Source organism: Candidatus Methylomirabilota bacterium (genome assembly GCA_035936835.1).
Taxonomy (GTDB): Bacteria; Methylomirabilota; Methylomirabilia; order Rokubacteriales; family CSP1-6; genus AR37.
Genome location: DASYVT010000121.1, coordinates 47,527 through 66,378, shown reverse-complemented (window position 1 = coordinate 66,378; position 18,852 = coordinate 47,527). Strand labels below are relative to the sequence as shown.

The 18,852-nt window shown below is 68.5% G+C and carries 15 protein-coding genes; 14 read left to right on the top strand and 1 reads right to left on the bottom strand.

Annotated elements, in window-relative coordinates; genetic code table 11:
* Positions 1-271 precede the first annotated feature (271 nt).
* Complete coding sequence (locus VGV06_09885) at positions 272-1,708, bottom strand: M23 family metallopeptidase (GenBank protein ID HEV2055466.1); 1,437 nt, start codon at positions 1,706-1,708, stop codon at positions 272-274.
* Positions 1,709-1,769: 61 nt separating this feature from the next.
* Between VGV06_09885 and VGV06_09880 the strand changes: the two genes are divergently transcribed.
* The 14 genes from VGV06_09880 to glpK all read left to right on the top strand — a co-directional run bounded on the left by VGV06_09880 (position 1,770) and on the right by glpK (position 18,838).
* Positions 1,770-2,228: a hypothetical protein gene (locus tag VGV06_09880; GenBank protein HEV2055465.1), complete on the top strand. Its 459-nt coding sequence runs from the start codon at positions 1,770-1,772 to the stop codon at positions 2,226-2,228.
* 114 nt (positions 2,229-2,342) lie between these two features.
* On the top strand, positions 2,343-3,953 hold the full coding sequence (locus VGV06_09875; protein ID HEV2055464.1) for an ABC transporter substrate-binding protein: 1,611 nt from the start codon (positions 2,343-2,345) through the stop codon (positions 3,951-3,953).
* A gap of 43 nt (positions 3,954-3,996) precedes the next feature.
* Entirely contained in the window at positions 3,997-4,953 is a 957-nt protein-coding gene (locus VGV06_09870; GenBank protein ID HEV2055463.1) for an ABC transporter permease, read from the top strand.
* Positions 4,953-5,846 carry an ABC transporter permease gene (locus VGV06_09865; protein HEV2055462.1) on the top strand — a complete coding sequence of 298 codons (894 nt, stop codon included), beginning with the start codon at positions 4,953-4,955 and terminating at the stop codon, positions 5,844-5,846. Before VGV06_09870 ends, VGV06_09865 begins: the two co-directional genes overlap by 1 nt.
* A gap of 77 nt (positions 5,847-5,923) precedes the next feature.
* The gene (gene nuoL / locus VGV06_09860; GenBank protein HEV2055461.1) at positions 5,924-7,804 is read left to right on the top strand and encodes an NADH-quinone oxidoreductase subunit L; all 1,881 of its coding nucleotides are present in this window, start codon (positions 5,924-5,926) and stop codon (positions 7,802-7,804) included.
* Positions 7,801-9,315, top strand: a complete 1,515-nt coding sequence (locus VGV06_09855) for an NADH-quinone oxidoreductase subunit M (protein ID HEV2055460.1) — start codon at positions 7,801-7,803, stop codon at positions 9,313-9,315. Before nuoL ends, VGV06_09855 begins: the two co-directional genes overlap by 4 nt.
* Before the next feature lie 58 nt (positions 9,316-9,373).
* Positions 9,374-10,834 carry an NADH-quinone oxidoreductase subunit N gene (locus VGV06_09850; protein HEV2055459.1) on the top strand — a complete coding sequence of 487 codons (1,461 nt, stop codon included), beginning with the start codon at positions 9,374-9,376 and terminating at the stop codon, positions 10,832-10,834.
* Positions 10,834-11,613, top strand: a complete 780-nt coding sequence (locus VGV06_09845) for an HAD-IIA family hydrolase (protein HEV2055458.1) — start codon at positions 10,834-10,836, stop codon at positions 11,611-11,613. Before VGV06_09850 ends, VGV06_09845 begins: the two co-directional genes overlap by 1 nt.
* Positions 11,610-13,235: a glycerol-3-phosphate dehydrogenase/oxidase gene (locus VGV06_09840; protein ID HEV2055457.1), complete on the top strand. Its 1,626-nt coding sequence runs from the start codon at positions 11,610-11,612 to the stop codon at positions 13,233-13,235. The genes VGV06_09845 and VGV06_09840 overlap by 4 nt, the downstream gene beginning before the upstream one ends.
* Before the next feature lie 135 nt (positions 13,236-13,370).
* Positions 13,371-14,702, top strand: coding sequence for a sn-glycerol-3-phosphate ABC transporter substrate-binding protein UgpB (ugpB, locus tag VGV06_09835; protein ID HEV2055456.1), 1,332 nt, complete (start codon positions 13,371-13,373; stop codon positions 14,700-14,702).
* A gap of 18 nt (positions 14,703-14,720) precedes the next feature.
* Complete coding sequence (locus VGV06_09830; protein HEV2055455.1) at positions 14,721-15,605, top strand: ABC transporter permease subunit; 885 nt, start codon at positions 14,721-14,723, stop codon at positions 15,603-15,605.
* A 92-nt stretch (positions 15,606-15,697) separates the two neighbouring features.
* Entirely contained in the window at positions 15,698-16,498 is an 801-nt protein-coding gene (gene ugpE, locus VGV06_09825; GenBank protein ID HEV2055454.1) for a sn-glycerol-3-phosphate ABC transporter permease UgpE, read from the top strand.
* 1 nt (position 16,499) lies between these two features.
* A complete protein-coding gene (locus VGV06_09820; protein ID HEV2055453.1) occupies positions 16,500-17,324 on the top strand; it encodes a glycerophosphodiester phosphodiesterase family protein in 825 nt (274 codons plus the stop codon).
* Positions 17,321-18,838, top strand: coding sequence for a glycerol kinase GlpK (glpK, locus tag VGV06_09815; protein HEV2055452.1), 1,518 nt, complete (start codon positions 17,321-17,323; stop codon positions 18,836-18,838). Before VGV06_09820 ends, glpK begins: the two co-directional genes overlap by 4 nt.
* Positions 18,839-18,852 lie beyond the last annotated feature (14 nt).

Genomic DNA, 18,852 nt, shown 5'->3' with positions numbered 1-18,852 from the left:
CCTCGACCTCGGGCCGGGCCATCATCACGGCGTCGCGGCCGTCGGAGGTCTCCATCGAGCTGACCGAGCTGGGCCACGGCATCTTCACGTACTACCTCGTCCAGGGGCTCAAGGGCGCCGCCGACCTCAACAAGGACGGCATCATCACGGTCCAGGAGCTCTACGAGTACGTCGAGCAGCAGGTGTCGGCGAAGTCGCGTTCGGTTGGCGGCAATCAGCACCCCGTCATGAAGGGCGAGATGGAAGGGGCGCTGCCGCTGGTGAAGGTCCGCTAGCGCGAGCGGGCGGCGCGGCGCCTGCGGGCCGCCGCCTGGCCCGTATCGTCGCCCGTTGCAGCCGGCATCACGGATTGGATCAGCGGCAGGCTCGCCTCGCGGAGCGGACGGCCGACGTGGTCGCGGATCCACGCGGCGTCCCACCACTCGAGCGGCGTCACCGACACGCCGTTGATCAGCACCTCGTAATGGAGATGGTCTCCCAGGGCGAACCCCGTGCTCCCCGTCCGCCCGAGCTCCTGCTCCTTGGTGACCGGGTCGCCTTCCTTCACGGCGATCGACCCGAGATGAGCGTAGAACGTCTGGAGCCCGAGACCGTGGTCCACGACGACCGCGTTGCCGTAGATCGACAGCGGCCCGGCGAAGACCACCACGCCCGAGTTGGCGGCGGGCACCGGACTGTGTTGCACCGCCGCCAGGTCGTAGCCGAAGTGGATTTGCGTGTCCACGTCCTGGCCGTGGTAGCGGTACAGCCGTGTCTCGGCGAAGTTGGAGAAGACCTTCGTGTTGCGCGGCTGGACGAAGACGCCCTCCCAGAGCGGGCGCGGCTGCGTCTTGCCCGCCAGCGCGCGCTTGGCCTCCTCGGCCTGCTTGCGCTTGTCGCGGTTGACGGTGAGGAACGCCGCGAGCAGATCGTCCGCCGCGATCGTGCCGGCGCGCTCGGGCAGGAGCTCGGGCAGCTTGCGCTCGAGGAACTCGTCCTTGATCTCGATCGTGTCGGTCTTGAAGCGCCGCGCCCTGACCTCGACGGCGACGGCGCGGGAGGTGACGTTGCCGGCCTCGTCTTGCGCGACCGCCGTGACGGGTGTCCCGGCCTCGTAGTTCCAGGGCAGGGCGACCAGATCGACGAAGAGGCTGGACTCGGGCGGCCCGGCGGGGTAGGCCGGAAAGGCGAGCCCGCCGACGGTGACGGCGACGCGTGAGGCGCCCTTGGACCGCAGCACGACCAGGCCGCCGCCGCCCTGCGCCCAATAGCGTGTCGCGGCCACCACCTCGAGCGAGGGCGGCGTGAAGTCGAGCGTCACCTGCGTCGTCAGGATCGGCCGGTCGTCCACGCGGATCGGCCGCCAGAAGCCGTCGCGCGCCAGCACCTCGAGCGTCGCCGCGCCCTCGCGGAGGCCGAGGGTCGAGCCGGTGACCTGGAGCGCGACGCGCTGGTCGTTCGTCGGCGAGCCGGTGAAGGCCTGCTGCACGATCACGACCTTGGCGGAGCCCTGCCGCAGGCGGATCTCCATCGAGCGCACGCCGCCCTTGGCGGCCCGCAGGTCCACGGCCAGCGGTGTCCTGACGCCGATCCAGCGCGGCACGGGGTCGAGGCTGGCGCGGATGCCGGGCACGCTCTGGCGCCATGCAAGGTACCCGAGAGCGCTGACTACGAGGAGCGACGGGACGACGATGATCGTGAACCAGAAGCGGAACGTCGAGCGGGCCACGGGCCCATCATAGCAAGGCCCGCTCGCCCCGCGGACAGGAATGTGCTAGCAGAGAGGGGCGATGCGAACGGTTTGCTTCTGGCTTGCCGCGGCAGGGTTCGTCGCGAGCGCGGCGCTGCACTTCCTGTCCTTCACGCCCTGGGCGGCCCTGCCCGGCGAGCGCGCAGTCTGGGCGCTGGGCGCCCTCGTCTTCGTGCTCGCGGCGGTGATGGTCGCGCGGGTCAGGCGCACGGCGGCACTCGGCCGGCGCTGGCGGCGCGTGGCCGTCTACGACTGGCGCGCGCTCGTCCGTGCCGTCCCGCCCGGGCTGCAGCTGCTCGTCGTGGGCGCCGCGCTCTACGCGTGGATGAACTTCGTCCTGTGTCTCTTGCTCGAGCCGGCCGCGTTGCCCCAGGGCGCGATCACGCTCCGCATGGCCTCGGGCCACCTCATCTTCTTCTTTCTCGTGCCGCTCGTCTTCTTTCGGCGGGTCGACGGCGCGCAAGAATCTGATCCTGCTGCCGCGCGCCCGAGCCCTTGAGCGCCGAGTTTCTTCATGAGCTCGGCCGGCACTTGCCAGCAGGGCCGGCGTCGGCTAGACTCACTTCCCACTCACGGTCCGGCGTCGAACCGATCTGCTTTCGCGGAGGTCGCCATGACAGTTTCGCGACCGCTCGTCCTGCTGCTCTCCCTGGTATCCGTCCTCACATTGCTCGGCCCGATGGCCCCAGCCAGGGCGCAGGCCCCTAAATACGGAGGGGTGCTCGTCACCCACCCGCTGTCCGCGACGCCGAGCCTCTCCCCCCACGAAGAGTCCACCGTCGCCACGACCCAGCAGGCCAGCCCCTGCTTCAACAACCTCGTCTACTACGATCCAGCCAAGAAGCAGGAGAGCGTCGACACGCTGATTCCCGAGCTGGCGGAGAAGTGGTCGTGGCAGGACGGCCACCGGAACCTGGTCTTCTTCCTCCGCCGGGACGTCAGGTGGCATGACGGCAAGCCCTTCACGTCGCAGGACGTGAAGTACACCTTCGACATGGTGCGGGGGGCCGCCGACGCCAAGGCCAAGCTCAAAGTCAACCCGCGCAAGCTCTGGTTCGAGAACATCGACGCGATCGAGGCGCCGGACCCGTACACGGTGGTCTTCCGGCTCAAGCGGCCGCAGCCGTCGCTCCTCCTCATGCTGGCTTCGGGCTACTCGCCCGTCTACCCGGCGCACGTGCCGCTCGCCGAGTTCAAGAACCGCTGCGTCGGCACCGGGCCGTTCAAGCTCAAGGAAAACAAGCCCGGCGAGTACATCGAGTACGTGAAGAACCCCGACTACTTCGTCAAGGGCCGGCCGTACCTCGACGGGATCAAGTTCGTGGTCATCCGGGACCGCTCGACCCAGATCGCGGCGGTCCAGTCGGGCCAGCTCGATGTCGCGGGCACCGGCTGGAACCGGACGAATGCCGAGGACGCCAAGGCGGGCGCGCCGAAGCTCGTCCTGGTCGAGATGGACAACAACGTCAACGACAATGTCCTCATCAACTTCAAGAAGCCGCCATTCAACGACCGCCGGGTGCGGCAGGCGATCAATCTGGCGCTGGACCGCAAGGCGTACCTGGTGGGGCCGCGGCAGGGCGCGGCCACGTTCGGCGGAGCCTTGCTGCCGCGGCCGGCCGGAGTCTGGGGGCTGCCCGCCGTCGAGGTGGCCCGGCTCGCCGGGATGGGTGATCCGGCCAAGCAAAAGGCCGAGGCCAGGAAGCTCCTCGCCGAGGCCGGCTTCGGCCCTGGCAATCCGCTCAAGTTCACGCTGTCCACCCGCGCGCTCGCGCTGTACGTGGACACCGCGAGCTGGATGGTCGACCAGCTCCAGCAGATCGGGGTCGAGGCCACCCTCGAGCAGATCGAGACCGGGGTCTGGCACCCGAAGATGACCCGGCTCGAGTACCAGGTCGCGCTGAACCTCACCGGCATCGGCATCGACGACCCCGACGCCCAGCTCTTCGAGAACTACCGGTGCGGATCGCAGCGGAACTTCTCCGGCTACTGCTCGGAGGAGATCGACCGGCTCATGGTCGAGCAGTCGCAGACCCTGGACCGGGTCAAGCGGCTCGCGCTGGTCAACGAGATCGATCGAAAGCTCCAGGCGGACGGGGCGCGACCGATCCTCGGCTGGGCCAAGCAGCACTATGTGCTGTGGCCGCACGTCAAGGGCTGGGTCGTGCACGAGAACTCCATCTACAACGTGAGCCGGCGCCAGGACGTCTGGCTGGACAAGTAAAGCAGACGGGGCCGGGCGCCCTCGCCTCCGGCCCCGAAGCGCCATGCGTGTCTACGTCTTCAAGCGTCTCGTCATCGCCGGCGTCACCCTCCTGGGGATGTCCATGCTCATCTTTGTCCTCATGCGTCTGGCGCCCGGCAATATCACCGACATCGTGTTCGAGTCGGCCGGCTATGTCGACGAGGCGGACCGCAAGCGCCTGGAGGCGGAGCTGGGAATCGACAAGCCCGTCGCCGTGCAGTACGCGCACTGGCTCGGCGAATTCGTCCGCGGTGATCTCGGCAAGTCGTATCGCTACGACCTTCCCGCGTGGGAGGTGATCAAGCCTCGACTGCCCGTCACGCTGGAGCTGGCGGTGCTGGCCATCGGCTTCTCGGTGCTTCTCGGCGTGCCGGCGGGCGTGATCAGCGCCACGCGGCGGGGCCGTCCGCTCGACTACGCGCTGCGCGTCCTGTCCCTCGCCGGCCTGTCCATGCCGTCCTTCTGGCTCGGCATGATCGTGATCCTGCTGCTCGTCCGTTCGCTCGGCGTGATCCCGTCGATGACCTACGTCTCGCCATTCGAGAACCTGGGCGCCAATCTATTCCAGTTCCTCCTACCGGGGCTGGCGGTGGGCTACCGCAGCTCCGCCCTCATCATGCGCATCACCCGCTCGGCCATGCTCGAGGTGCTGCGGGAGGACTATATCCGGACGGCGTGGGCCAAGGGCCAGCGGGAGACCCAGGTGGTATGGCGGCACGCCTTCAAGAACGCCTCGCTGCCCGTCGTCACGCTCATCGGCATCGAGTTCGCGTTCCTCATCGGGGGCCTGATCGTCACCGAGACCGTCTTCAACCTGCCCGGCGTGGCGCGCTACCTGGTCGACGCCATCCAGGTCCGCGACTACCCGATCGTTCAGAACCTGGTCATGCTGATCGCGGTGGTGGTGGTGCTGGCCAACCTCGCCGTCGATCTCCTTTACACGTGGCTCGACCCGCGGATCAAGTACGGAAGCGCCTGATGGCAATCCGCGCGCTGGACGTCACGGTTCCCTACGCCCTCGGGGAGGAGCGCGGATGGGGTGGCGCCCTCTGGCTGTTCGTGCGAAGGAATCCGCTCGGCGCGGCCGGTGGGGTCCTGATGCTGCTCCTGATCCTCGCGGCGGCCCTCGCCGGGATTCTCGCCACCCACAACCCGATCCGCACCTCGATGCGCGTGCTGGTGGCGCCGGGCGCCGAGTTCTGGCTGGGGACGGACAACCTCGGCCGCGATCTCTGGAGCCGGGTCGTGTACGGTGCCCGCATCTCGCTCCTCGTGGGGGTCTCCTCCACGCTCATGGGGGCGGTGACGGGGGGGCTGATCGGGCTCGTGTCAGGCTACGTCGGAGGCAAGACGGACCTGATCGCCCAGCGGCTGATGGACATCATGCAGGCGCTTCCCATCCTGGTCCTGGCCTTGGTCATGGCGGCGGCCCTCGGCCCCTCGCTCATCAATACCATCATCGCCATCTCGGTGGTGATCGCGCCGCGCGCTGCCCGCGTCGTTCGCGCCAGCGTGCTTGCCATTCGCGAATTTGCCTTCATCGAGGCGGCCCGCGCCTTGGGCGTCAGCCATTCGCGGGTCGCCTTCCTTCACATCCTGCCGAACACCTTCGGGCCCTTCGTCGTGCTGGTCACCGCCCAGCTCGGCGGCGCCATCCTGGCCGAGGCGGCGCTCTCGTTCCTCGGACTCGGCATTCCGGAGCCCTACCCGTCCTGGGGGCGGATGCTGTCGATCGCCGCCGCCGAGTACGCTCAGAAGGCGCCGTGGCTCGTGATCTACCCCGGACTCGCCATCAGCGTGGCCGTCTTCGGCACGAACCTGCTGGGCGACGCGCTCCGCGACACGCTGGACCCGCGGCTCCGCGGCTCCTGACGCGCGCCGCGCCCCCGCGTCCTTGACACCCCCAAGCCCTTCCGATAGAGTGTTGCGGGTTTGTACCTAAAAGCACAATGTCGCGACTCGTCTGGCTGATCCCGCTCTTCCCGCTCGCGGGCGCGCTGGCCAACGCGCTCTTCGGTCGCCTCACCGGACGCTTCGCGCACTGGATCGCCGTCCCCGCGCTCGGTCTATCCTTCGTCGTCTCGTGCTTCATCTTCGCGCGCGTGCTCCACGGCGAGACGTACGTGGGCCAGCTCTTTCCATGGATCAGCGCGGGCGGATTCAAGACGGCGGTTGCGGTGCAGGTGGACCAGCTCTCGGCCGTCATGCTGCTCGTCGTCACCGGCGTGGGCTTCCTGATCCACCTTTACTCGGCCGGCTACATGCACGGGGATGCCGGCTTCGCCCGCTTCTTCACCTACCTCAACCTCTTCGTCTTCTCCATGGTCATGCTGGTGCTGGCGGGCGACTTCCTCCTCCTCTACGTCTTCTGGGAGGCGGTCGGCCTCTGCTCGTACCTCCTGATCGGCTTCTGGTACCAGAAGCAGTCGGCCTCGGACGCGGGCAAGAAGGCGTTCATCGTGAACCGGGTGGGCGACTTCGGCTTCGGCCTCGGCATCATGCTCATCTGGACGACGTTCGGCACGCTGACGTACGGCGAGGTTTTTGCCAAGGCGACCGACGCCGTCGGCGGCGGCACGTACCTCGCGATCGCGCTGCTGCTCTTCATGGGCGCATGCGGCAAGTCGGCCCAGCTGCCGCTCTTCACCTGGCTGCCCGACGCGATGGAGGGCCCGACGCCGGTGTCGGCCCTGATCCACGCGGCCACGATGGTGACGGCGGGCGTGTACATGGTCGCGCGCTGCCACAAGCTGTTCGAGATGGCGCCGCTCTCGCTCGAGATCGTCGCCTGGGTCGGCGGCTTGACCGCGCTCTTCGCGGCCAGCATCGGGCTCGCGCAGACGGACATCAAGCGCGTGCTCGCGTATTCGACCATCAGCCAGCTGGGCTACATGTTCGCGGCCGTGGGCGTCGGCGCGTACGCGGCGGGCATCTTCCACCTCGTGACCCACGCGTTCTTCAAGGCGCTTCTCTTCCTGGGGGCGGGCAGCGTCATCCACGGTCTCCACGGCGAGCAGGACCTGCGCAAGATGGGCGGGATCGCCCCGCGCATGCTCGTCACCACCGTCACGTTTCTCGTCGGCGCGATCGGCCTGGCGGGCATCCCGCCCTTTGCCGGCTTCTTCTCCAAGGACGAGATTCTGGCCTCGGCGTTCCACGGCGGACACGTGGCGCTCTGGGCCGTTCTCCTGCTGGGCGTGCTGCTGACCGCGTTCTACACGGCGCGCGTGGTCCTGCTGGCCTTCTTCGGTTCGCCGCGCATGTCCAAGGAGGAGGCGCACCACATCCACGAGTCGCCGGCTGTGATGACGCTGCCGCTGGGGGCGCTGGCCCTCCTCACGGCCCTGGCGGGCATCGTCGGCGTGCCGTCCTCCCAGGGCACGGCCTTCGCGCGCTTCCTGGCGCCGGTGCTGCCGCTTCATCTGGCGGAGCACGGCGGCGTGACGGCGCTCGCGCTGGCGGCCGTGTCGGTCGTGGTGGCCGTGGGCGGCGTCTTCTTCGCGGGGCTCGTCTATGGCCGCGGCCCGGTGGATGCTTCTCGCATCGGCGTGCCGCGCAACGTGGTGCACCGGATCGTGCTGAACAAATACTACGTGGACGAGATCTACGACGCGCTCTTCGTCCGGCCCATCTACCGTCTCTGCCTCTGGTGCGCCCGCGTCGTCGACGTCAAGGTGATCGACGGCCTCGTCAACGGGGTCGCGTCGGCCGTCGTCGCCTGGGCGCTGGGGCTGCGCCGGATCCAGACGGGCTTCGTGATGAACTACGCTTTCGGCATGCTCCTGGGCGCGGTCGCCCTGGTCGCCTTCCTCCTCGTGGCGCGCCCGTGAGAGCGGTCCTCTCGGCGGTGACCTTCCTGCCCGTGGTCGGCGCCGCCCTCATCTTCGTCCTGCCGCGCCGCTGGGAGGGCCTGGTCAAGGTGACGGCCCTCGCGACGAGCCTCGTGACCTTCGCGGTCTCGGTGCCGCTGTTCACGCGCTTCGACGCGTCGCTGTCCGCCTACCAGTTCGTCGAGCAGCGCGCGTGGATGCCCACCCTCGGCGTCTCGTACCACCTGGGCGTGGACGGGATCAGCCTGCTGCTGGTGCTGCTGACGACCTTCCTGATGCCGCTCGTCCTGCTCTCCTCGTGGCACTCGATCGAGCGGCGTTGGAAGGAGTTCGCGATCACGATGCTGCTGCTCGAAACGGGAATGCTTGGCGTGTTCGTGGCGCTCGACCTCTTCCTCTTCTACGTCTTCTGGGAGGCGATGCTGATCCCGATGTACCTCATCATCGGGATCTGGGGCGGTCCGAATCGCGTGTACGCGGCGGTGAAGTTCATTCTCTACACGCTCTCCGGCTCGCTGCTGATGCTGGTCGCCATCCTCGCGCTCTACTTCCTCCACGGGGCGGCGACGGGCGCCTACACCTTCGACCTGCCCGTGCTCGTGCGCTACGTGCTGCCCGCCGGCCGGGCGCAGAACCTCATGTTTCTCGCTTTCGCGCTGGCCTTCGCCATCAAGGTGCCGATGTGGCCGTTCCACACCTGGCTGCCTGACGCTCACACCGAGGCGCCCACGCCGGGCAGCGTGATCCTGGCGGGCGTGCTGCTGAAGATGGGCACGTACGGATTCCTCCGCTTCTGCCTGCCGCTCTTCCCCCAGGCGACGATGACCTTCGCGCCGTGGATGTTCGCGCTGGCCGTGATCGGCATCATCTACGGCGCCTGGGTCTCGACCGTGCAGGCCGACATGAAGAAACTGGTCGCCTACTCGAGCGTCAGCCATCTGGGCTTCGTGGTGCTCGGACTGTTCACGCTGAACCCGCAGGGCATGGTCGGCGCGATCATCCAGATGGTCAACCACGGCCTCTCGACGGGCGCGCTCTTCCTGATCGTGGGCATGCTCTACGAGCGGCGGCACACCCGGCTCATCGCCGACTACGGCGGGCTGTGGAGCGTCGTGCCGGCGCTCTCGGCGATCTTCCTCATCGTGACCTTGTCCTCCATCGGCCTGCCGGGGCTCAACGGGTTCGTGGGCGAGTTCCTCATCCTGGTCGGCGCCTTCCAGGTTCACCGGCCGGCGGCTGTTCTGGCGACGACGGGGATCATCTTCGCCGCCGTCTACCTCCTGTGGATGTACCAGCGGGTGATCTTCGGCGAGGTGACGCATGAAGAGAACCGCCGGCTTCCGGACCTGTCGCTCCGCGAGTGGGTGATCCTGGTGCCCGTGCTTGTCTTCATCGTCTGGATCGGCGTGTACCCGGTCGCGTTCACGGGCAAGACCGAGGCGAGCGTCCAGGCGCTGATCACCCAGGTCCAGACGAAAGCGGCCGCGTCGGCCGCGATGGTCGCCCGATGAGCGCTTGCGCGAAGAGCCCCGGCCGACACCTGGAGTCCTCCACCGCGAGGCAACTCCAATGACCGATTCCATCCTGCTCCCCGTGGTGAGCCTGCGCGTCATCGCGCCGGCCGCGGTGCTGGCGGTGACGGGCTTCGTCCTCATGCTGCTCGATCTCCTGCCGCCGCGGCAGCGCCGCGAGCACATGGCCTTCGTGGGGCTGGCGGGGGTCGCCGCCGCGCTCGTCGCCACGGTGCTGCTCTGGGGCTCGGAAGAGTCCGGCTTTCAGGGCATGGTCGTGCTCGACAACTTCACCCTCTTCCTGACGCTCGTCATCGGGTACGCGACGGGGCTGGTGCTGCTCCTGTCGATCGACTACCTGCAGCGCCTGGGGATGGAGACGGGCGAGTTCTACATCCTCGTGCTGTTCGCCGCCACGGGCATGGTCGTGATGGCCGGCGCCAACGACCTGATCGTCGTCTTCCTCGGGCTCGAGACCATGTCGCTGGCGCTGTACGTCCTGGCGGGCATCTTCCGCACACGGATCGAGGCGGGCGAGGCCTCGATGAAGTACTTCCTGCTGGGCGCCTTCGCCTCGGGTTTTTTCCTCTACGGCATCGCGCTGATCTACGGCGCGACGGGTTCGACCAATTTCAACAAGATCGGCGCGGCCGTCGCCGCGGGGGCGGCGCGCGACCCGCTGCTCCTGATCGGCTTCGGGCTCCTCCTGGTGGGCTTCGGCTTCAAGATCTCCGCGGTGCCGTTCCACATGTGGACGGCGGACGTCTACGAGGGCGCCCCCACGTCGGTGACGGCGTTCATCGCCACCGGGTCCAAGGCCGCGGCCTTCGCGGCGCTGGTGCGGGTGCTGCTCACGGCGATGCGGCCGGTCCAGGGCGAGTGGGCGTGGCTCTTCTGGGGGCTGGCGGTGCTGAGCATGACGCTCGGCAACGTGGTCGCGATCGCCCAGCAGAACCTCAAGCGCATGCTCGCGTACTCCTCCATCGCCCACGTCGGCTACATGCTGATCGGCATCGTCGCGGGCGGCTCCCTCGGCAACGGCGGCGTGCTCTTCTATCTTCTCGTGTACACGTTCACGACGGCCGGCGCCTTCGGCGTGATCCTGCTGCTCGAGCGCGGCGGCGAGGAGGCCGTGCGCCTCGGGGACACGGCGGGTCTGGCGGTGCGCCACCCGCTGGCCGCGCTCGCGCTGTCAGTGTTCCTGCTCTCGCTGGTCGGCATCCCGCCGACGGCGGGTTTCGTCGGCAAGTTCTACCTGTTCGGCGCCGCGGTCCGGTCGGGCTACATCTGGCTGGCGGTCATCGGCGTGCTCAACTCGGCCGTGGCGGCCTACTACTACCTGCGCGTCATCGTCAGCATGTACATGCGCGAGCCGGAAGGGACGCCGACCGTGCTCGCGCCCTCCTTCGCGGGCGCGCTCGCCCTGGTCGTCGCCCTCTGGGGCGTGATCCAGCTCGGGATCATGCCCGCGCCGATCTTCGATCTGGCACAGTCAGCGGTTCTCCCCCTGTTGCGGTAGTGGCTGTCAGGTTTCCCTACCGCGGCTGGCTCTTCGACCTCGACGGCACCGTCTACCTCGGCGAGGCGCTGATCCCCGGCGCGGCGGAGGTCATCGCCGCGCTGCGCGCCGACGGCAGGCGCGTGGGTTTTCTCTCCAACAAGCCGCTGCAGACCCGCGAGGACTATGCCGCCAAGCTCAGCCGCCTGGGCGTGCCGGCCTCGGCCGACGACGTGATCAACTCGTCGCTCGTCCTCGCGCGCCACCTCCGCGCGCTCGACCCTGGCGCGCCGGTTTTCGTCATCGGCGAGCCGGCGATGCTGGCGGAGATGCGCGCGCACGGCTTCGAGGTGCGCGACGACGAGCGCGTGCGGTGGGTGGTGATCGCCTTCGACCGGACCTTCACGTACGCGAAGCTGAACACGGCGCTCCAGGCCGTGAAGCAGGGCGCGCGGCTCATCGCGACCAACCCGGACCGTACCTGCCCGGTCGAGGGCGGCGAGATCCCCGACTGCGCCGGCATGATCGCCGCCGTCGAAGCTGTCACCGACCGCAAAGTCGAGGTCATCGTGGGCAAGCCCTCGCCCATCATCCTCGAGGTCGCGCTCCAGGCCCTCGGCTGCCCCGCATCGGAGTCCGTCATCGTCGGCGACCGCATCGAGACCGACATGGTCATGGGCAGGCGGATGGGACTCGCGACCATTCTCGTCCTCTCCGGCGTCACGCGCCCCGACGACCCGCGAATCGCCGCGCTCGCTCCCGACCACGTGCTACGATCGGTCCGGGAGCTGATCGCGTGAGCCGGCTGAACGGGATCGATACCGCGACTTTCGACGCCGTGGTGATAGGCGGCGGGATGGCGGGCGCGGGCGTGGCGCGCGACCTGGTCCTGCGCGGCGCTTCGGTCGCCCTCTTCGAAAAGGGCGACTTCGCCTCCGGCACCTCCTCCAAGTCCTCCAAGCTTATCCACGGCGGCCTGCGCTACCTCGAGCTGTTCGACTTCCGGCTCGTCCGCGAATCTCTCCGCGAGAAGAAGACGCTCGAGCGGTTGGCGCCGCACCTCGTGCGCCCGCTGCCCTTCCTGGTCCCGGTCTACCGCGGCTCCAAGCGCGGGCTCATCACCGTTCGCATCGGCATGTGGCTCTACGACCTCCTGACGCCGGGCAAGGAGCGGGAGCGCTTCCGCGTGGTCCGGGCGGTGGACGCGCTCGCCCTCGAGCCGTCCATCCAGGCGCGGGACCTCCGCGGCGCCGGCTACTACTTCGACGACCTCCTGCTCTTCCCCGAGCGGCTCTGCCTCGAGAACGCGCTGTCCGCCGCCCGCCACGGCGCCCGCGTGCACAACTACTGCGAGGTGGAAGAGGTCACGCGCGGTCCCGGCGGCATCGACGGCGTGCGGGTGCGCGATCTCCTGACGGGCCGGGTGCACGCGGTGCGGGCCCCAGTCATCGTGAACTGCGCCGGGCCCTGGGTCGACCGCCTGCGCGAGCTGGCGGGCGTGAGCGAGGCGGGTCGATCCATCCTCCGGACGACCAAGGGCATCCACTGCATGCTGCCGCGCATGACGGACCGGGCCGTCTACCTCTCCACGGGCGACGACCGCATGATCTTCGTGATCCCGTGGCGCGAGTTCTCCATGGTCGGCACGACGGACACCGATTTCGACGGCGACCCGGACCGTCTCTGGGCCACGCGCACAGAGGTCGAGTACCTGCTGGATGCCGTCCGCCCCGCGCTGCCCGACCCGCGCGTGGCTTTCGACCAGGTCGTCTATACGTGGGCCGGGGTGAGGCCGCTGGCCTTCGAGGAGGGCGCCTCCGCCTCCAAGGTCTCCCGCGACCACAAGGTCGTGGTCGAGGGACCGGAAGGCCGCTTCCTTTCCATCACGGGCACCAAGCTGACCTGCTTCAGGAGCCTGGCCGAGGAGGTCGGGGATCGCGTGATGGGCGCGCTCGGCCGCCGGGTGCCCTCGCGGACGGCCGGGCTCACACTCGACGGGCTCGACGACGAAGCCGGCAAGCTCGAGGCGCGGGCGTGGATGGACGTGTCCGAGGAGATCGCTGCGACGGGATTGTCGCGCGAGACCCTCCAGATCCTCGTGGAGACCTACGGCCGGGGCTACCCGCGCGTGCTCGAGCTGGCGAAGAAGCTTCCCGACGGCACCGCGCGGCTGTGCCCCCAGAACGCGGAGATTCTGGCTCAGCTGCACCATGCGGTGGGCGAGGAGATGGCCGTCTCGCTCCAGGACTTTCTCCTGCGGCGCACCGCCATCGGCCAGAGCGCCTGCCTCGGCCTCGACTGCTACGAGACGATAGGCTCGCGCATGGGCGCGCTCCTCGGCTGGTCCCCGCGCCGGCTCGACGCCGAGCTCGACGCCTACCGCGGCTGCGTGGACCGGAGCCTGAGGTTCCGGGGCCCCTGATTCGTGCTATAGTCCGTCCCGCTTGGCGCAACGATGCGCAAACTTTGCGAGCGCGCAACGCGATCGACACACGTCTCCGGTAGCGTGACCGGCGTCGGCATCCCCATGGATTTACCCGTGACGAGGAGGACAGCCATGCCACGTAACACGACCCTCTTGCGCTCGGCCGCCTGGGCTTGCGCCCTGTGGGCGGTGATTGCTCTCGCGCCCGCGCCGGCCTCGGCCAAGACCGAGATCCACTTCTGGCACGCCATGACCGGCCAGCTGGTTGATGCCACCAACGAGCTCGTGAAGCAGTTCAACGAGAGCCAGTCGGAGTACGAGGTCAAGCCGCTCCGCAAGGGAACCTATCCCGAGACGCTGACCGCGGCCATCGCCGCCTACCGCCAGAAGCAGGCGCCGCACGTCGTCCAGGTCTTCGAGGTCGGCACGCAGACCATGCTGCTCTCCGGCGCGGTCCTCCCCGTGTACCAGCTGATGAAGGAGCAGGAGATCGCGGTCGAGTGGAAGGACTTCATCGCGCCGGTCGTCGGGTACTACTCGAAGGACGGCAACCTCTATTCCATGCCGTTCAACTCCTCGACGCCGATCTTCTACTACAACAAGGACGCTTTCCAGAAGGCGGGGCTCGACCAATCGAAGCCGCCGCAGACCTGGAAGCAGGTCGAGGAATACTCGAAGAAGATTATCGCGTCGGGCGCCGCGAAATGTGGCTTCTCGACCGGCTGGCCCTCGTGGACGATGGTCGAGAACATGCACGCCTGGCACGACCAGCCCTTCGCGACCAAGCGCGACGGCTTCGAGGGCCTCGACGTCCAGCTCCTCATCAACAAGGAGTTCGGCCTCAAGCACATCGGCCAGCTGGCCGCCTGGCAGAAGGACAACGTGTACTCCTACGGCGGGCGGCAGGGGATCGCGGATCCCAAGTTCATCAACGGCGAGTGCGCCATGTACATCCAGTCCTCGGCGCTCATCGGCGGCTTCACCCGGGGCGTCAAGTTTCAGTGGGGGACGGGACAGCTTCCGTTCTGGGGCCCGCCGTACACCAAGGCGACCTCCATCATCGGCGGCGCGACTCTCTGGGTGATGAAGGGCAAGCCGGCCGCCGAGAACCGCGGCACGGCCAAGTTCCTCAAGTTCATCTCGGAGCCCAACCAGCAGATGTGGTGGCACGTCACGACCGGCTACCTCGCGATCTCCAACACCGCCGTGAAGAACCTCGAGGCGGGCTATCACTTCAAGAAGTACCCGGACCAGTACACGGCGTTCGCACAGCTGACCAAGGGGAAGGCGACCGCGAACAGCCAGGGGCTGCGGCTCGGCAACTTCGTCCAGATCCGCGACGTCATCGAGGCGGAGATGGAAAACATCTTCGCGGGCAAGAAGACGACCAGGCAGGGACTGGACGACGCTGTCGCCAAGTCCAACGAGATCCTGAAGGAGTTCGCGGCGGCTAACAAGCAGTAGCCGCGGGGGCGCGACGGCATGCAGCGGACGGTCTTCAGGAGCCGGTGGCTGCCATACCTGCTGGTGTTCCCGCAGATGGCGGTCACCGTCCTGTTCTTCTTCTGGCCGGCGCTCAAGTCGCTCCAGCTGTCGGTCTACCGCGTGAATCCCTTCGGCGACAGCACGCGCTTCATCGGGCTCGAAAACTTCGCCAAGCTCCTGGGCGACCCCGATTACTACCGGAGCGTCGTCAACTCCCTGGTCTTCGCCGGGAGCGTGACCGTGCTCGCGGTCGCGGGGTCCCTGCTGATGGCGGCGCTCGCCACCCAGAAGATCCGCGGTCTCTCGGCGTACCGCACGCTGCTGCTCTGGCCGTACGGCATCGCGCCGGCGGTGTCGGGCATCATCTTCCTCTTCATCTTTCACCCCACGTACGGCGTCCTGCCGTACTTCCTGTCCTTCATCACGGCCTACGAGTTCAACTGGCTGCTGAAGGGCTGGGTCGCCATGGCCCTCGTGGTGACGGCGACCGCGTGGACGCACCTCGGCTACAACATCGCCTTCTTCGTCGCGGGGCTCCTCGCCATCCCCGGTGCCGTGCTCGAGGCGGCCGACGTTGACGGGGCGGGGCCGCTGCGCCGCTTCACGAAAATCGCCTTCCCGCTGGTCTCGCCCATCACCTTCTACCTCGTGGTCCTCAACATGGTCTTCGCTTTCTTCGAGTCCTTCGGCGTCATCGACGCCGTGACCAAAGGTGGGCCCGGGGACGCGACGATGATCATGGTCTACAAAGCCTACAAGGACGGCTTCATTGGGCTCAACGCGGGCTCCTCGGGGGCGCAGTCGGTCATCCTGATGGCCTTGGTGATCGGCTTGACCATGCTGCAGTTCAAGTATGCCGAGAAGAAAGTGACATATCGGTGAACGCCGTCGGCGTTGGGCAGCTCGAGCAGGCGCGGGTGCGGGCCGGCGCGGTCGCCGCACCGAGCAAGAAGCCGTTCCCGCGGCAGAGTGCGATCGTCCACGCGCTGCTCATCGCCTGCATCGCCGTGGTCGTCTTCCCGCTCTACTACGCCTTCGTGATCTCAACCCAGGATATCCAGGAGGTCGTCCAGCGGCCGCCGCGGCTCTACCCGTCCTCGCATCTGCTCGAGAACTATGCGGAGGCCTGGCGCAAGGCCCACATGGGCCGGATGCTCTTCAACAGCTTCGTCATGGGCGTGACGGTCGCGGTGGGCAAGATCGTCATCTCCATGCTGTCGGCCTTCGCCATCGTCTACTTCGACTTCCGCGGTCGTATGTTCTGCTTCTGGATGATCTTCCTCACGCTCATGCTCCCCGTGCCCGTCCGCATCATGTCCACGTACGAGGTCGTCGGCACCCTCGGCTGGATCAACACCTACCAGGGGCTGACCATCCCGCTGATGGCCTCGGCGACGGCGACCTTCCTCTTCCGACAGTTCTACATGACGATCCCGAACGAGCTCGCCGAGGCAGCGCAGCTCGACGGCGCGGGGCCCATGCGCTTCCTCTTCCAGTTCCTGCTGCCGCTGTCATGGGCGAACATCGCCGCGCTGTTCGTCGTCCTCTTCATCTTCGGCTGGAACCAGTACTTCTGGCCTATCCTGATCACCAACACCGAGGCGATGCGTACCGTGGTCATCGGGCTCGAGGAGCTGATCCCGCGGAGCGGCACGGAGCTGCCGACGTGGAACCTCATCATGGCCGGGGCCATAATGGCCCTCCTGCCGCCGGTGGCCGTGATCCTCTTCATGCAGCGCTGGTTCGTGAAGGGCCTCGTCGAGAGCGAGAAATAACATGCGGATCTTGCTCGTGATGGGCTGGGCGCTGGGCGCTGTAGCCGTGATCGCGGGATCCGCCGGCGCGCAGGACAAGCCCGCGACGCTCCTCGCCGCGCACCGGGGCGGCGCGCTCCTCTGGCCCGAGAACAGCCTGCTCGCCTTCCGGAACGCCGTCGCGCTGGGCGTCGACTTCATCGAGTTCGACGTCCACCTCTCGAAGGACGGCGAGGTCGTCGTCATCCACGACCCGACGCTCGACCGCACCACGACGGGCTCGGGTCCAGTCAAGGACCGCACGGTGGCCGAGCTCAAGGCGCTGCGCGTCAAGGACAGGACGGGCGCGGTGACGGAGGAGACCGTGCCGACGCTCGACGAGGTCGCGGCCGTGGCGGCGCAGGGCCTCCGCCGCATGCTCCTCGAGATCAAGGTCGACGCGTCGCGCGCGCGCTATCCGGGCATCGAGGAGAAGGTGCTGGCCATCCTTGACCGCCACGGTATGGCCGGCTCGACGGTCGTCCTGGCCTTCGAGGAGTCCACGTGGCGGCGTGTCCGCGAGCTGCGCCCCGCCGTCGCGACGTGCGCGCTCTACTCGGCCCGCATGCTCGGACGGACGTCGCTGGCGGAGGAGCTCCAGACGCTGCGCTCAGCGGGCGTGCGCTTCATCGGAGTCGAACACACCGCGGTGGACGCGGCGGCGGTGACGCAGGCCCGCGCGGCCGGCATCGGGATCGGCGCCTGGACGGTGAACGACGCGGCGGGCATGAAGCGTCAGATCGACGCCGGCGCCGCCATCCTCATCACCGACCAGCCTGACGTCGCCAAGACCCTTCTCGGGCGATGACGGCGCGCCGCTTCGTCCTGGCGCTGGACCAGGGCACGACGGGCTCCCGCGCGCTCGTCGTGGACCCCGACGGTGCGGTCCGGGGAAGCGGCTACGTCCTACTGCCGCAGTACTACCCCAAGCCGGGCTGGGTCGAGCACGACGCCGAGGAGATCTGGCAGACCACGACTCAGGCCATTCGCGAAGCGCTGTCTGCGGCGCGCGTCACCGGCGCGGACATCGCGGCCATCGGCATCACCAACCAGCGCGAGACCTCGGTGCTGTGGGAGCGCGCCTCGGGCCGCCCCGTGCATCGCGCCATCGTGTGGCAGTGCCGCCGGACGGCGCCCTTCTGCGAGCGCCTCAAGTCCGAGGGGCACGAGGCCGAGTTCAGGCGCAAGACCGGCCTCATGCTCGACCCGTACTTCTCCGGCACCAAGATCCGCTGGCTGCTCGACGAGGTGCCGGGGGCGCGCGCCCGCGCCGAGCGCGGCGAGCTGGCCTTCGGCACCGTGGACTCGTGGCTCCTCTGGCGGCTCACCGGCGGCGCCGTCCACGCCACGGACCCGTCCAACGCCTCGCGGACGCTCTGCTTCGACATCCGCGCGCTCCGCTGGGACGAGGCGCTGTGCGAGGCGCTCGGCGTGCCGGCGGCGCTCCTTCCCGAGGTCAGGCCGTCCGCGGGCTTCTTCGGAGAAACGGCCGCGGGCGCTGGCGAGACCGCCGCGGGCGCCCTCCCAGCCGGTATCCCGGTGACGGGGATCGCCGGGGACCAGCAGTCGGCGCTCTTCGGCCAGTGCTGCTTCGAGCCCGGCATGGCCAAGAACACCTACGGCACCGGCTGCTTTCTTCTGCTGAACACGGGCGACAAACCGGTCGTGTCCGAGCGCGGGCTCCTCACCACCGTCGCCTGGCAGCTCGACGGCGCGGCGACTTACGCGCTCGAGGGCAGCGTGTTCATCGCGGGCGCCGTGGTCCAGTGGCTCCGCGACGGCCTGGGCATCATCGGGAGCGCGGCCGGGACCGAGGATCTGGCCGAGTCCGTCGCGGACGCGGACGGCGTCTACCTCGTGCCGGCCTTCACGGGCCTGGGCGCGCCCTACTGGGACCCGTACGCTCGCGGCGTGCTTGTCGGCTTGACGCGCGGGACCACCAAGGCGCATATCGCGCGCGCCGCGCTCGAGGCGATCGCCTACCAGAACCGCGACGTGCTCGACGCCATGACGCTCGAGGCGGGCGCGCCGCTCCAGGCGCTGCGCGTGGACGGCGGCGCCGCGGCCAACAACTTTCTCTGCCAGTTCCAGGCCGACGTGCTAAACGTCGAGGTGCTCCGCCCCGCCGTCACCGAGACGACTGGGATGGGCGCCGCGTTCCTCGCGGGTGTGGGCGCCGGGCTGTGGAAGACGGGCGACCTTGCGAGCCGCTGGCGCCTCGAGCGCCGCTTCGCGCCGTCGGCGGCCAGCGCCGGGCGCGCGGCGGGCTATGCCGGCTGGCGCCGGGCAGTCGAGCGCGCCCGCGGCTGGGCGGAACCGTAACCTGTTAAAGGAGG

Bases quoted from the DNA above. Each gene is read 5' to 3' on its own strand.
- VGV06_09880 (HEV2055465.1), top strand. From the start codon at position 1,770: ATGCGAACGGTTTGCTTCTGGCTTGCCGCGGCAGGGTTCGTCGCGAGC.
- VGV06_09875 (HEV2055464.1), top strand. From the start codon at position 2,343: ATGACAGTTTCGCGACCGCTCGTCCTGCTGCTCTCCCTGGTATCCGTC.
- VGV06_09870 (HEV2055463.1), top strand. From the start codon at position 3,997: ATGCGTGTCTACGTCTTCAAGCGTCTCGTCATCGCCGGCGTCACCCTC.
- VGV06_09865 (HEV2055462.1), top strand. From the start codon at position 4,953: ATGGCAATCCGCGCGCTGGACGTCACGGTTCCCTACGCCCTCGGGGAG.
- nuoL (HEV2055461.1), top strand. From the start codon at position 5,924: ATGTCGCGACTCGTCTGGCTGATCCCGCTCTTCCCGCTCGCGGGCGCG.
- VGV06_09850 (HEV2055459.1), top strand. From the start codon at position 9,374: ATGACCGATTCCATCCTGCTCCCCGTGGTGAGCCTGCGCGTCATCGCG.
- ugpB (HEV2055456.1), top strand. From the start codon at position 13,371: ATGCCACGTAACACGACCCTCTTGCGCTCGGCCGCCTGGGCTTGCGCC.
- VGV06_09830 (HEV2055455.1), top strand. From the start codon at position 14,721: ATGCAGCGGACGGTCTTCAGGAGCCGGTGGCTGCCATACCTGCTGGTG.
- VGV06_09820 (HEV2055453.1), top strand. From the start codon at position 16,500: ATGCGGATCTTGCTCGTGATGGGCTGGGCGCTGGGCGCTGTAGCCGTG.
- glpK (HEV2055452.1), top strand. From the start codon at position 17,321: ATGACGGCGCGCCGCTTCGTCCTGGCGCTGGACCAGGGCACGACGGGC.